Source organism: Corynebacterium sp. HMSC27B11 (assembly GCF_001815985.1).
Taxonomy (GTDB): domain Bacteria; phylum Actinomycetota; class Actinomycetes; order Mycobacteriales; family Mycobacteriaceae; genus Corynebacterium.
This window is the reverse complement of sequence record NZ_KV823536.1, coordinates 1-13,177: the sequence shown is the minus strand read 5'-3', so window position 1 is coordinate 13,177 and position 13,177 is coordinate 1. Positions and strand designations below refer to the sequence as shown.

The following is a 13,177-nucleotide window of genomic DNA, read 5'->3' as shown; positions in this document are numbered from 1 at the left end:
CTCCCGGCTTACAGGCCCACGGCCTTGTACAGGCTGGTCAGTTCCGAACGGTTGAGCGCGCGCACGCTCCCCGGCTTCTGGTCGCCGAGCTGCACCGTGTGAATCTTGGTGCGCACCAGCGCCTGGACCGGGAAGCCCGCGGCCTTCAGCAGGCGGCGCACGATGTGCTTGCGGCCCTCGTGCAGCTCCAGTTTGATCAGGGACTTGCCCTGCCAAACGTCCACGATCTGGACGTCATCGGCCTTCGCGATGCCGTCGTCCAGCTCGATGCCCTTCTTCAGCTCGTGGACCAAACCCTTCTTCGCCTCGCCCAGCACGGTGGCCATGTAGGTCTTGGAGACCTCGTAGCTGGGGTGCATGAGGCGGTTGGCGAGCTCACCGTCGTTGGTGAGCAGCAGCAGGCCTTCGGTCTGGGCGTCCAGGCGGCCGACGTGGAACAGGCCCTGGCCCTGCTTGAGGCGCTCGTCGATGAAGTTGCCCACCGACGGGCGGCCCATGTCGTCGCTCATCGTGGACTGGACGCCGCGCGGCTTGTTGAAGATGTAGTAGTGCATCTCGTCGTTGACCTGGACGCGCACCCCGTCGACGCGGACGACGTCCTTATTCGGGTCGATGCGCACGCCCATCCGGTCCACGACCTTGCCGTTGACCTCGACGCGGCCCGCGGCGATGAGCTTCTCGCTCATGCGGCGGCTGGCCACGCCGGCGGCTGCCAGGACCTTCTGCAGGCGGACCTTATCCTCCGCAGCTGGGGCGGCCTTCTGCTCTGACTTTGTGACGTGCTGGTGGCGGGCCGGCTTGGCCTTCGGGACGAAGGTCTCGGCGCCGCCGGGCTTCGCAGCGTTCTTTTCCGGTATGCCATCTCGGCGAGCGGGTGTATTCAAATTATGTCCTTATTTGCTCAAAGTCTTTGAGGTACGCAGCCCAGTCTAGATCAGTAATCGGATTCGATCGATTCCACATCCGGCAGCAGCGGGGCCAAGTCCGGCAGCTCGTCGAGCGACTCGATGCCCAGCTGCTCCAGCAGCAGATCGGTGGTCTCGTACAGGTGGGCGCCACCCGGTCCTGCGGCAGCGGTCTCTTCCTCCCCCTCGGCTGCCACCTCAACCTGGCGGATCAGGCCGCGCAGCGCCAACGTCCGCATCACGCCGTCACAATTCACCCCGCGCACCGCTGCGACCTGGGAGCGGGTCACCGGCTGTCGATAAGCCACCACGGCCAGGGTCTCCAAGGCAGCCCGAGACAGGCGCTGTTGGGTGCCTTGAAGGATCTTCGCCTCCACCACATCCGAGTTCTCGGGCCGGGTGTATAGGCGCCACAGCCCCTCGCGCTCCCGCAGGTCGAAACCGGAACCACGGGCGTCGAACTCCTCGGCGATCTGGCGCAGCGCGTCCTCCACCTGGGAGCTATCCACACTGCAGGCCTCGGCGAGCTCCTCGGCAGCCACGGGCTCGTCAGAGACCAGCAGCAGGGACTCCACCCGGCTGCGCAGCTGGGACACCGCGGGCAGGTTCAGGTGTTCTTCACTCATGGTCCAGGGCTCTCCTTCTCAGGTTCATCAGGGGGAATGTGGTGCTGGGGCTAATCCCAGTTCGACGCTGCGACAACCTGCGGATCCACGTCCAGGCCGGTCCAAGCGACGAGCATCTCCTCGAGCGGCATGGGCTGTTCCACCCCAATGGCGCGGGCCTTGTACAGCTCCAGCAGAGCGAGGAAACGGCCCACCACAACGATGGATTCCTCCGCATCACTAATCAGCGAGTCGAAGTTCACCCACTTATTCTCCCCCGCGATCTTCAGCGTGTTGAGGATCTTGCCGGCCTGCTTCGGCACCGAGACCGCAGGCGCGTGGACGTGGCCGGTCTGCACCCCCTCCGGGCGGGGCCGGAAGACATGGGCGGCCAGCTCCGCGAAGCTCTCCTTCGTGTGCTTAATCTCCACCGGTGGCAGCAGGTTGGCGTAGCGGTCCTCCAGAGAGAGCGCCACCGGGTAGCTGCGGGCCGCACCCCGCTGCCACTCGGCGAAGAGGTCCGCGACTTGCTTATAGGCCTTGTACTGCAGCAGGCGGGCAAACAGAAGGTCGCGGGACTCCAGCAGCTCCAGGTCGGCCTCGTCGTCGACCTCGCCGCGAGGAACCAGGCGGGCGGCCTTCAAATCCAGCAATGTGGAAGCGACGAGCAGGAACTCCGTGACCTCATCCAGGTCCTCAGCGGACTGGGGCAGGCCCCGGGTGTAGGCGATGAACTCGTCGGTTACCTCGGCGAGCGCGATCTCCGTGATGTCCAGCTTGTGTGAGTGAATCAGCTGAAGCAGCAGGTCGAAGGGGCCGTCGAAGTTCGCGAGCGCGACCCGGAACCCCGTGAGTTCCGGTTGCTGGGGATCTGTCACGCGAACCTACTTTTCTGCCACCACGCTGACCGGCGCGGGGCGTGGCCTAGTGCTGCTCGGCGACGCGCTGGATGACCTCCGCCGCGAGGTTGCGGTACTGAATCGCACCCGAGGACTTCGGGGCCCAGGTGCTGATCGGCTCGCCAGCCACGGAGGTCTCCGGGAAGCGGACGGTGCGGGTGATGACCGAGTCGAAGACCTTGTCCCCGAAGGCCTCGACGAGGCGCTCCATGACCTCGCGGGCATGCAGGGTGCGGCGATCGAACATGGTCACCAGGATGCCCAGGACTTCGAGCTTGAAGTTGAGGCGGTCGCGCACCTTCTCGACCGTGTCCATCAGCAGCGCGAGGCCACGCAGGGAGAAGTACTCGGACTCCACCGGAATCATCACGGAATCCGCGCAGGAGAGCGCGTTAACGGTGAGCAGGCCGAGCGAAGGCTGGCAGTCGATGATGATGAAGTCGTAGTCCTTCATCACCGGGCGCAGGGCACGCGCGAGCGCCTGCTCGCGGCCGACCTCGTTGACGAGCTGGATCTCCGCGGCGGAGAGGTCGATGTTCGCGGGCACCAGGTCGAGGTTCTCGACGCCGCTGGGCAGGATGGCGTCGAAAATGGAGGAGGAATTGTCGACGAGGAGGTTGTGGACGGTGACGTCCAGCTCCTCGTGGCTGATCCCCAGGCCGGCAGACAACGCGCCCTGCGGGTCGAGGTCGACGAGGAGGACCTTGCGGCCGAACTCCGCGAGTGCAGCACCCATGTTGATCGTCGAGGTGGTCTTGCCGACCCCACCCTTCTGATTACACATGGCGATGATGGTCGCAGGCCCATGAGAGGACAGCGGCTCCGGGTCTGGCAGCGGGCGCATGGGGCGCCCCGTGAGCCCGAGTTCTTGCTCGGGCTTATCGAAAAGCGCGTCGGAGCTCTGCACTGTCAAGCCCTCTCCCTTGTCTAACGGTCATTTCAGAGCGCGGTTGGCGCTCCCACTACAATAGATTACGCGTAGATTACGCCCGTGCAATTCTCTCTCCCCCATTTTTCGCAGGCTTTTCGGGCAGGTCAGTCGAGTTCAAAGCCGAGGTTGATACTAGGCAAGGCTTAAGCCTTGAAAGGTCTCTAGTTCGAGCGCGGGTGGCTCTCCGACCACGCCTCCCGCAGGTGGTCCGGGCTCACCTTCGTATAGATCTGGGTGGTCACCACATTGCTGTGGCCGAGCAGCTCCTGCACCACGCGGATATCCGCCCCGCCCTCCAACAGGTGCGTGGCGAAGGAGTGCCGGAAGCTGTGCGGGCTGACCCCGGCCACCCCGGCCTTCTCGCTGACCGAGGAGACCATGTTGAACGCCGACTGCCGCCCCATCCGACCGCCATTGCGATTCAGAAACAGCGCCGCCGAGCCCTTCTTGTTGAACGCTGGGCGGACCCGCACCAGGTAGTGCTGCAACGCATCCAGCGCCGGATCCCCCACCGGAACGACCCGTTCCTTCGAACCCTTGCCCCGGACGATGACGAGCTTCTCGGTCGGGTCCACGTCATCCACGTCCAGCCCCAGCAGCTCGCTGACGCGCGCGCCGGTGGAGTACAGCATCTCCAGCAACGCGCGGTCGCGGATCTGGATAAGCGACGCGGCGTCGTCGTTCGGGCAGGATTCCAGGATCGCGGTCACCTCGGCAATGCTGAGCGCCTTCGGGATGCTCGCCGCCTGACCGGGGCGCGCGACGTCGTCCGCGACGTCCCCTTCGGTGACCCCCTCACCGGTTAGGAAGCGGTGGAAGTTCCGCACCGCCGCAAGAATTCGTGCACGCGTGGAGGCCGCCAGCCCCTCCCCTTTGGCCAGCGAGGCCATGAAGGACTCCACGTCCCCCGTATTCAGCTCGGTCACGCTGCGCGCGCCCAGCCACGCCAGGTAACGGTCCGTGTCCCGACGGTAGCTATCCAGCGTGTTGCGGGAGAGGTTCCGCTCCAGTCGGAGGTGCCGCAGCCACCGTTCCCGGTGCTGCAGGTTCGACTCCTGCGCGTCCGCCGTCACCGACGCCGCCTGCGCCTAGTTCTTACCGACGGTGGCGGCCTTGGCGTTGGTCGCCGCGCCGTAGTGGCCAGCGTCTCCGCCAACCTGTTCCTTCAGCGCGCGTACCGCGGTGATGCGGCCCGCGCTGCGCTGGACGTTGTCCACCGTGGACAGCTTCTCGGCATAAGCCCGCTCGTTGCGCACGATACCCAGCGCGGCCTTCTTGTCCGCACTGCCGGACTCGCCCACCAGCACCGCGCCCGGCATCTGGCTATCAAGGCCGGCGGCGAAATCAGCGATGAACTGCGCGCCGTAACCCGACTCATCGGCGGTCACACCCTTGTTGGTCACGATCAGGGCCAGGTCCACGCCCTCGTCGCCGAGGTCTGCGGGCTTCTTCAGCACCCCGTTTTTCTCCAGCGCACCGAAGACGACGGCCCGGTCCGAGGCGCTCGCGGTTGCCCCTCCGCGGTGGCCCTCGCGCGCACCCTCGCGCCCCTCACCGCGATCGCGGTTCTGCTCGCCCTCCGCGGGCTTCTCAGCCTTCGGCAGCGTCGCGCTCAACGCAGCACCCAGCAGCTGGCCGGTGTGCATGCCCGGGCTCAGCACCTCCTCGCTGAGCTGGGCGCCCGCGGGCAGGCTGTTGGCCGCCACGGACTTCAGCTTGTCGCCCTTCTCCGGGTTCAGCATCTCCTCGGTCACCGGCAGTGGGGTGACCTCCGCCCCCGCCTTGTCCACCAGCCAGCGCAGTCGATCAACGGTCTCGCGGTCGGCGTCCGGGAAAGAGATCAGCGCGACCGTCTTCCCCTCCAGCTCACCGGCAACAGCCTTCGCTGCCAGCCCAGCGACGACGTCATCCGAAGCCTGGGCATCACGATCCGCGGCGTCGGCGTCCTCGCGGGCAGCGGTGAGCTCCTGGGCGCTCGTCCCCGCACCACCGGCAGCCCCCGGAACGTTCGGGGCCAGCACGTAAACCCCGCCCAGCACGCCAAGGGCAATGCCGAAGCCGAGGCCGGCAATCGTTCCAGACTTACTCACGAGCGACTCCCTAGTTCTTAAACAGGCCCTGCACGCTGAGTGCCAGGTTATTCCACGAATCGATCAGGTTATCCACGAACCCAGCATCGCCAGAGAAGCCGGCGATGAGGATGATCACCAAGATCGCGGCCAGCACACCGATCAGCGCCCACAGCCACCCGGAGCCCGACTTCGAGACGCGGTAAAGCTCGGCGATGGAGCTGGCGTGCACGAACTTCGGACCAACGCGCAGGCGGGACAGCAGAGCAGACGGGGTGTCCTCAGATTCCGTCTCAGAAAAGACGCGATCCAGGTCCCACTTCTCGCCGAGGTGAACCACCATCGACGCGCCGTGGTAGTCGGCCAGCAGCAGCGCCAGGTCGGTCGGGTTCTTCGTCGCCGCCGGGAAGGTCATCGCGCCGACGCCGAGGTCCTGGATACGCTCCAGGCCCTGCGCGTAGCCGTCCGCCTCCGCGGGAAGGACGACGGTCGCGCCGGAACGCAGCGATTCGGAACCGATGTTTTCCGGGTTACCGACGATGACGGCCGGGCGGTAGCCCAGCTCCAGCAGTTCGTCAGCGGCGGACTCGATCGCGACGATGATCGGGTCGTACTCGCGCAGGAAGAAGCGCAAGTCGCGCAGCTGGTCCTTCAAATCCGGCAGCGGGCTGATCACCATGACCTTGCGGTCCACCATGTCCACGTCGACGTCCGGGATGCCCAGGCCGTCGATCAGCAGTGGGGACTCGGAGCGGGCGAGCTCCGCGGTATTGCCAGCCAGGGCGTCGAGGTGATCGCCGAGGGCCGAGCGGGCGTCATCGAAGCGCTGCATCGAGGCGTCCAGATCGAGGATCGCGCCACTGCCGAGGGAACGATCGCCGTAGTAGAGGTGCCCGCCCTCCAGGCGGCCCTTCTTGCCGTTCTTGACCTTCTCGGTGATCTCCGGATCCACATTCTCCACGAGCTCGATGCCTGCGTCGAGCAGCATCTGCGGACCAAAGTTTGGCACCTGACCAGTGGTGAACTGGGCGGTATTGACCACCCCGGCCACGCCGGCGTCGATGAAACGCTGCGCGGTGGCGCGGTTAATATCCGGAGCAGAAATGACGACGATATCCCCCTCGGAGATCTTCGTCTTAGACCAAGCTTTGGGGCCGGTGAGGTTCCGGGTAGCCCCGGTAATGCCAGGTTTTTCTGATCGGGAAAACATCATGCGTACCATTTTGCTGCTTAACCGCTGGATTCTCGGTTAGGCGCGCCGATGTTTTAGTGCTTCTTCGCCTCCACGGCCATCGCCATGAGCTCCTCGGCGTGAGCCCGGCCCGTATCGGACTCCAGGCCCGCGAGCATGCGGGCGAGCTCCGCCACCCGCTCCTCCTCGCTCAGTGTGCGCACACTCGAGGAGACGGTCGTGGAGCTGGCGGTCTTATCCACGTAGATATGAGCATCCGCGAAGGCGGCGACCTGTGGCAGGTGCGTCACCACGATCACCTGGTTCTCGCGGGCAAGCGCAGCCAGGCGGCGCCCGATCTCCACCGCGGCCTTCCCGCCCACGCCCGCGTCAACCTCGTCGAAGACCATCGTGCGCCCGCTGCTGGCTAGGATCACCTCGATGGCGAGCATGATGCGGGAAAGTTCACCGCCGGACGCACTGGAGCCCAGCGCAGTGCGGTGCCCGCCCTGGACCAGCTGGAACTCGCACTCGTCGAGGCCCTGCGGGTTCGGGTCCACCCGCTTGAGGTCCACCTCGACGCTGGCGTGCATGTGCAGCCCCGAGATCTCCTCGGTGACCGCCTTGCCGAAATCCTTGGCTGCTTTTTCACGCGCGGCGGAGAGCTTACGGCCGACCTTGAGCATCGCAGCCTCCTTCTCCGCGACCTGCTTGCCGAGCTCCGCCAGCGCATCGTCGGAGACATCGAGCGTGGCCAGCTTCTCGCGAGCCTCGTCGCGCCAGGCGATCGCGCCGTCCACATCCACCGCGAAACGGCGCAGCTGGCGGAGTTCCTGCTGGCGCTCCAGCAGCTCCTCCAGCTCCTCGGGATCGGGAATATCCACCAGCTCTTGGCCCAGGTCCAGTGCGATATCCGAGAGCAGGGAGCTGACCTCTCCGATGCGCTCGGCAAGCTCCGCCAACTTCGCGTCGCCGCCCTGCAGCTCGGACTGTGCCTGGCCGAGCAGATCATTGGCTCCGCTGGACAACTCCCCCTCGCCCAGCTCCTCGCCGCCATCGATGAAGGAGATGGCGCGCTGCAGGGCGGAGCGGACGTCGCTGGCGTCCTGCAGGCGAGAGATCCGGGACTTGAGGAACTCGTCCTCCCCCGACTCCGGGTCGATCTCGTCGATGACCTCCAGGGCCCGTTGCAGGGTCTCGGCCTCCAGGGCCAACTCCCGGCGATCCTTCGTGCGAGTTTCCAGCTCCTTCGCCGCAGCCAGCCACTCGCGTCGCAGCGCGGCGAACTCGGCAGCCTGGCCCGTCAGCCCCGCGAACTCATCAATCGCGGCCAGCTGCTTCGTGGAATCCTTCAGGCGCAGCTGGTCATTCTGCCCGTGGATGGTGATGACCTCCGCGGCGAACTGCCCCAGCACGCCCGCGGCGACCGTTTTTCCAGCGAGGTGCGCCCGGGAACGCCCGGACGCGGACACCGTCCGGGAGGCGATGTACTCCCCCTCGTCAGAGTAGCCCCCGAACTCAGAGACGATCTCCTCGACGCGTTCCTGAACTGCCGGGTCATCGTGGGAAAAGACCCCCTCCACGCTGGCACGCTCCGAACCAGCTCGCACCTTCGAGGCATCCGCCCGGTGCCCCGAGAGCAAACGCAGGCTGCTGACCACCATCGTTTTGCCGGCACCCGTTTCACCGGTGACGACAGTCAGTCCGCTGGCGAACTCGGCGGTGGCTTCTTCGATCACACCGAGGTTGGTGATGTGTAGGTCGTGGAGCATTCCAGAAAAGTCGCTTCTTGAGGTCTTGGGGACTCCCGGTCGTCGGGGTGAGTGAACTACTAGTGGCGTGGGCCGCGCCAGCCGGTGATCGGCAGGCGGAACTTGTGCACCAGGCGGTCCGTGAACGGCGCCTGATCCAGGCGCACCCAGCGCACGGACTGCGGGCCGCGGCGGATCTCCACGCGTGCCCCCGGCGGCATGTGAATCTGACGGAAGCCATCCATCACCGCGGTAGCCGGCGAGGTCTCCGGGTTCGTCTCCACGGCGACGGAGGAATTCGGGGACACGACCAGCGGGCGGGAGAACAGCGTATGGGCATTAGACGGGACCACCAGGATGGCGTCCAGCTCGGGCCACAGCACCGGGCCACCGGCGGAGAATGCGTAAGCAGTCGAGCCCGTCGGCGTCGATACCAGGACACCGTCGCAGCCGAAGGAAGACACCGGGCGTTCGTCGACCTCGAGAATCGAGTCGAGCACGCCCTGGCGGTTCAGGTTCTCCACCGAGCACTCGTTGAGCGCCCAGCCGGTGCCGAGCACGCGGCCATCCATATCGCGGACGGTAATCGACAGGGTCATGCGGTCTTCCACGCGGTAGTCGTGGGCGATGACACGCTCGATGGCCTCGGCGAGGGACTCCTGCTCCCACTCGGCGAGGAAGCCAATGTGGCCCATGTTGATGCCCAGCACGGGCACGTCCGCGGAGTGCGCGATATCGGCTGCGCGCAGGAAGGTGCCGTCGCCGCCGAGGACGAGCACCATCTCCACGCCCTGCGCGGCCTCGCGGGTGTGTCCGAAACGCGGGAAGCGCCCCAGGATCTCGTGGCGGGCCACGGGAGCTGGATCGGCGGTTGCCATCACGCGGACGTTGATTCCGCCCTCGTGGAGTTGGGATGCCGCTTCGGCGGCCATGCCCAGGTTCTCGTGTACCCCGGTGTGGGCGACGAGCAGCACCTCGCGCTGCTTCTCCTCACCAGGCGACGGGTTCTCGGCCTCCTGCTTGGGGGCCTCGTTGGCAGCCGTCACTGTGGTCCCTCCTTCACCGCCGTGGACACCATGGCCTCAAGTGTATCCATCGTTGGCGCCTGCTTTCCCCCATCTTTGGAAAGCCAGAGGAAATACTCCACGTTCCCGCTAGGTCCGGGAAGCGGAGAGGCAACGACGGCCTTCGTTGATAGACCATACTTCAAAGCCTCCCGCGCCACGTCGAGGGTCACCTCCGCGCGCAGCTCCGGGGAGCGCACGACCCCGCCGGAGCCCAGCCGATCCTTTCCTACCTCGAACTGTGGCTTGACCATCGGCAACAGATCCGCACCCTCGGCCATGCACTCGGCGATGGCGGGGAGGACCAGCTTGATGGAGATGAAGGAGAGGTCCCCGACCATGACGTCCGCGGGGCCACCGATCGCTTCCGGGGTCAGCGTGCGGACGTTGGTGCGGTCCATCACGGTGACGCGGGGGTCGTTCTGCAGCCGCCAGATCAGCTGCCCGTAACCGACGTCCACCGCAAGCACTTCGCTAGCACCGCGGTCGAGGGCGACGTCCGTAAAACCACCGGTCGAGGCGCCGGCGTCGAGGACGCGTTTGCCTTCCAGGCTCAGCCCCTGCGGTTCGAAGGCGGCCAGTGCGCCGAGGAGCTTATGCGCCCCGCGGGAGGCCCAGTGATCCTCCTCAGACTCCGCGACCCGGATGGACACATCAGCGTTCACGCCGGTCGCGGGCTTCTGGGCGAGCATGCCGTTGACCTGCACGCGGCCTTCCTTGATCATCTTCTGCGCCTGTTCGCGGGAGCGCGCGATCTTGCGGCGCACGAGTTCTGCATCGAGGCGTTGAAGCCGCTGACCTTTTTTCGCCACCTGTGTGCTTTCCTTCTTCTTCCGCTGCTGGGTTCGACGGTGCTGGTTGTTTTCCGCGTCCTTTTAGGACGCCGACATCGGGGGTTTAGCCCTGCCCGAGAGCCTTGCTGATCAGGCTGTGGGCTTGTTCCAGCATCTCGGCTTCCTCGGTGCCCTCCAGCCGCTGGCTGAGCAGCTCGTCGATATTCTCGGCGAGGTGATCGGCCTGTGCCTCCGGCGAGTTCGGGGTCGGCCCGCCCGCCTGGGCGGGCATGTGGCTGCCTGGTGTCGGTGCCGGGCCTGGTATGGGCTGGGGGTGCTGCATAGTGCTCTAGTTTAGTCCCGCCATGCTGCGATGGCGTCGGTGGCCAGTGGATCGTTTCCGATAATCCGGAGCTGATCTCGGGTGGTGCCGCCGTCCAGCAGCTCCCAGGCGAGCGGGGCGGCTGCCGCGAGTGCTGCCGCAGCGGTGAGCTGCTCGGGGGTGGCGAAGCTAGTGTCTGTTCCCTGTCCGTCGGCGGGGTTTTCGCCGGCGGTGACGGTGACCGTGTGCGGCTCGGTGACCTCGGCCGTCCAACCGCCGAGCTCCTCGCTGAGATTGGCGCGGATGTGGGTCGGCCGGTGCTCGGTGTGGATCACGTCCCAATGGGTGGAGACCCCGGTGAGCACCATCAGGGTGTCCATCTCGGCGGCACGCCCACCGGCGATGTCAGTGTCCAGACGATCGCCGACGACCAGTGGCGCACTAGCCCCCGCCTTGCGTGCTGCAACGTGGAACATCGCGGGCTGCGGCTTGCCTGCGCTCAAGGGCCGCACCCCGGTGGCGCTGACGACAGCGGCCACCATAGACCCGTTACCGACCAGGAAACCACGGGACGAGGGCAGCGTCGTATCCAGGTTGCTGGCGATATAGCGAGCGCCGCGGGTGATCGCGAGCGTGGCCTCGGAAAGCCGAGCCCAGTTGTTCTCCGGGCTGTGGCCCTGCAGCACCACGTCGGGCGAGTCGTCGGCGGAGTTCGTGAGTTCGAACCCTGCCTCCTGGGTGAGATCGCGGAGGCTCTGGCTGCCCACGACGAGCGCCTTAAGCGGGCCTGCACCGGGGCGTTCCTGCGCCATTGTTTCGGCTGCCAGCGTTGCTGCGGCCTGCGCGGAGGTCAGGACCTCGGAGGGGATTGCACTAATGCCGAGGCTGCCCAGGTGTTCCACGACCTCCTCAGGACTGCGCGAGGCGTTATTAGTCACGAAGACTCTGCCCCGGTCAGCAATGCCCTCGACCGCGCCGGGGATCAGCTTATCCCCCGCGAAAATGGTCCCGTCGAGGTCGAGCAGGAGGGTGTCGTAGCGGTTGAGCAGCTCAAGCATGGCTACTTCTCCTCGCTGCTCTCCGCGCCAGCATCGTTGCCATTGCTCTCGCCGGTACCCTCATTGAGCTCCGCGATGCGCTTCTCGGCGTCGAGCACCTCTTCAGTATCGAGTTCGTTGGCCTTGGTAAACCATTGGATGGCATCGGCCGTGCGTCCAGCCCGTGCGAGTGCATCGGCGTACGCGTAGGTCACGCGCAGCTTGGTGACGTCTGGAGCGTCGGCGGCGCCCAGTTCCTCCTCGAGGGCGACGATGGCCTCCTCGTGACGGTCAAGGTCCTGGTAAGCACCGGCCACGACCATGGCGAGCTCAACGCGGGTCTCCGGGTCGAGTTCCTCGGGACGGTACTCGCCGGCCACTCCCAGCGCCTTCTCCGGTCGTCCGAGCGCACGCTCAGCGTCGGCAAGGACTGCAATCAGACCTGGACCACCCTGCATGCGACGAGCAGCGCGCAGCTCAGAGATGGCTTCCTTCCACTCTCCAGCATGGTAGGCAGCGATGCCGTTGGTTTCGCGGGCTACTGCCACGCGGCCAGCACGGTCCTTGGCGGCACGGGCGTGTTCGAGGGCCTTTTCGGTGTTCTCGTCCAGAAGGGTGGCGGCCATGATGAGGTGCTTGGCGACCATATCCGCGTTATCGCGAGACAGGCTGCGCAGCTCCTGGCGCACCTGTGGATCGAGGTCCTTCGGATCCACACCCTCCGGAATGCGGGGTTCCTTCATGCGGGCGTTGATGCGCTCCTCGCGGTAGCCAGAGCGCTGGGGCCCGGACTGACGTGCTCGATTGGCCTGGCCACCACGGTTCCTGAAGTTCCCGCCGCGCCGGTCGCCACCCTTGCGACGATCCCGGTCGAACTTCTTGCCCCCGCCGTACGGACGCCCACCGCCCCGACGGCCGCGTGGCTGGTCGCCATCACGGTCGTTGTACCGCCCGTCGCGACGGTCATCGCGGTCACGGTAGCGGTTGTCTCGCCGATCGTCGCGGTCCCGGTAACGGTTACCTCCGCGGTGCTCCCCGCGGTCAAAGTCACGGTCACGGTTGTTTCCGCGACGGTTGTCGTCGGAGTTACGGTGCCTGCGGGGTTTGAAGTTTCCGTCTCGCTGGTTGCGGGGACGGTGACCTCGATCGCCGCGGCTTTGGTATTCCGACATTGAACCCTTCTTTCACAGACTCTGTGGACTGCTCACACGATATCACCCCGGGTGGACGGGGTTTTTAGGCAATAAAAAAGTGGTGGTGCGACGAGGTGCTGATCATCACCCGTACAAAACGGGAACAACCAACAACACGTCGCACCACCACTATGAAAGTTTAATGCCGGCGGCGTCTTACTCTCCCACACCCTCCCAGGTGCAGTACCATCAGCGCAGGTAGGCTTAGCTTCCGGGTTCGGAAAGGGACCGGGCGTGACCCCACCGCAAAAACCACCGACAAACACAACAGAACAACACACACCCAACCACCACACAACAGGCGTTTGGTGTGCCGTGTCATTCCAGACACTGCATAACAGACGCGAGCACTTCATCCTCATAGAAGTTCACATTGTGTGCGCTTCACACAACCAACCCTAAAAGTCATTGTGTGGTTTGTTACACGTCGGCCAATTAGTACCAGTCACCTCCACAC

General features: G+C 65.6%; 13 protein-coding genes and 1 rRNA gene. All 14 read right to left on the bottom strand.

Annotated features, from left to right (window positions below; translation table 11 throughout):
• Positions 1-8: 8 nt before the first annotated feature.
• The 14 genes from HMPREF3097_RS00920 to rrf all read right to left on the bottom strand — a co-directional run bounded on the left by HMPREF3097_RS00920 (position 9) and on the right by rrf (position 12,980).
• Positions 9-857, bottom strand: coding sequence for a pseudouridine synthase (locus HMPREF3097_RS00920; RefSeq protein WP_231837786.1), 849 nt, complete (start codon positions 855-857; stop codon positions 9-11).
• A 77-nt stretch (positions 858-934) separates the two neighbouring features.
• The gene (gene scpB / locus HMPREF3097_RS00915; protein WP_070760179.1) at positions 935-1,531 is read right to left on the bottom strand and encodes an SMC-Scp complex subunit ScpB; all 597 of its coding nucleotides are present in this window, start codon (positions 1,529-1,531) and stop codon (positions 935-937) included.
• 50 nt (positions 1,532-1,581) lie between these two features.
• Positions 1,582-2,388: a segregation and condensation protein A gene (locus tag HMPREF3097_RS00910; RefSeq protein WP_070760177.1), complete on the bottom strand. Its 807-nt coding sequence runs from the start codon at positions 2,386-2,388 to the stop codon at positions 1,582-1,584.
• A gap of 46 nt (positions 2,389-2,434) precedes the next feature.
• Positions 2,435-3,253 carry a ParA family protein gene (locus HMPREF3097_RS00905; RefSeq protein WP_173362353.1) on the bottom strand — a complete coding sequence of 273 codons (819 nt, stop codon included), beginning with the start codon at positions 3,251-3,253 and terminating at the stop codon, positions 2,435-2,437.
• A gap of 248 nt (positions 3,254-3,501) precedes the next feature.
• Positions 3,502-4,413 (bottom strand): site-specific tyrosine recombinase XerD, encoded by a 912-nt coding sequence (xerD, locus tag HMPREF3097_RS00900; protein ID WP_070760173.1) that lies wholly within the window; start codon positions 4,411-4,413, stop codon positions 3,502-3,504.
• 15 nt (positions 4,414-4,428) lie between these two features.
• Entirely contained in the window at positions 4,429-5,430 is a 1,002-nt protein-coding gene (locus tag HMPREF3097_RS00895; RefSeq protein ID WP_070760171.1) for a copper transporter, read from the bottom strand.
• Between the two features lie 10 nt (positions 5,431-5,440).
• The gene (steA, locus tag HMPREF3097_RS00890; RefSeq protein WP_070760169.1) at positions 5,441-6,631 is read right to left on the bottom strand and encodes a putative cytokinetic ring protein SteA; all 1,191 of its coding nucleotides are present in this window, start codon (positions 6,629-6,631) and stop codon (positions 5,441-5,443) included.
• Positions 6,632-6,675: 44 nt separating this feature from the next.
• Positions 6,676-8,352, bottom strand: coding sequence for a DNA repair protein RecN (recN, locus tag HMPREF3097_RS00885; protein WP_070760167.1), 1,677 nt, complete (start codon positions 8,350-8,352; stop codon positions 6,676-6,678).
• Between the two features lie 59 nt (positions 8,353-8,411).
• Positions 8,412-9,377, bottom strand: coding sequence for an NAD kinase (locus HMPREF3097_RS00880; protein WP_070760165.1), 966 nt, complete (start codon positions 9,375-9,377; stop codon positions 8,412-8,414).
• Complete coding sequence (locus HMPREF3097_RS00875) at positions 9,374-10,207, bottom strand: TlyA family RNA methyltransferase (RefSeq protein ID WP_083317911.1); 834 nt, start codon at positions 10,205-10,207, stop codon at positions 9,374-9,376. Before HMPREF3097_RS00875 ends, HMPREF3097_RS00880 begins: the two co-directional genes overlap by 4 nt.
• An 85-nt stretch (positions 10,208-10,292) precedes the next feature.
• Positions 10,293-10,511 (bottom strand): hypothetical protein, encoded by a 219-nt coding sequence (locus tag HMPREF3097_RS00870; RefSeq protein ID WP_246821153.1) that lies wholly within the window; start codon positions 10,509-10,511, stop codon positions 10,293-10,295.
• An 11-nt stretch (positions 10,512-10,522) separates the two neighbouring features.
• Positions 10,523-11,548, bottom strand: a complete 1,026-nt coding sequence (locus HMPREF3097_RS00865) for an HAD-IIA family hydrolase (RefSeq protein ID WP_070760163.1) — start codon at positions 11,546-11,548, stop codon at positions 10,523-10,525.
• Positions 11,549-11,550: 2 nt separating this feature from the next.
• Positions 11,551-12,699, bottom strand: coding sequence for a tetratricopeptide repeat protein (locus tag HMPREF3097_RS00860; RefSeq protein WP_070760162.1), 1,149 nt, complete (start codon positions 12,697-12,699; stop codon positions 11,551-11,553).
• A gap of 164 nt (positions 12,700-12,863) precedes the next feature.
• Positions 12,864-12,980 (bottom strand): 5S ribosomal RNA (gene rrf / locus HMPREF3097_RS00855).
• Positions 12,981-13,177: the final 197 nt, after the last annotated feature.

Bases quoted from the DNA above. Each gene is read 5' to 3' on its own strand.
- scpB (WP_070760179.1), bottom strand. From the start codon at position 1,531: ATGAGTGAAGAACACCTGAACCTGCCCGCGGTGTCCCAGCTGCGCAGC.
- HMPREF3097_RS00905 (WP_173362353.1), bottom strand. From the start codon at position 3,253: ATGCGCCCGCTGCCAGACCCGGAGCCGCTGTCCTCTCATGGGCCTGCG.
- steA (WP_070760169.1), bottom strand. From the start codon at position 6,631: ATGGTACGCATGATGTTTTCCCGATCAGAAAAACCTGGCATTACCGGG.
- recN (WP_070760167.1), bottom strand. From the start codon at position 8,352: ATGCTCCACGACCTACACATCACCAACCTCGGTGTGATCGAAGAAGCC.
- HMPREF3097_RS00870 (WP_246821153.1), bottom strand. From the start codon at position 10,511: ATGCAGCACCCCCAGCCCATACCAGGCCCGGCACCGACACCAGGCAGC.
- HMPREF3097_RS00865 (WP_070760163.1), bottom strand. From the start codon at position 11,548: ATGCTTGAGCTGCTCAACCGCTACGACACCCTCCTGCTCGACCTCGAC.
- HMPREF3097_RS00860 (WP_070760162.1), bottom strand. From the start codon at position 12,699: ATGTCGGAATACCAAAGCCGCGGCGATCGAGGTCACCGTCCCCGCAAC.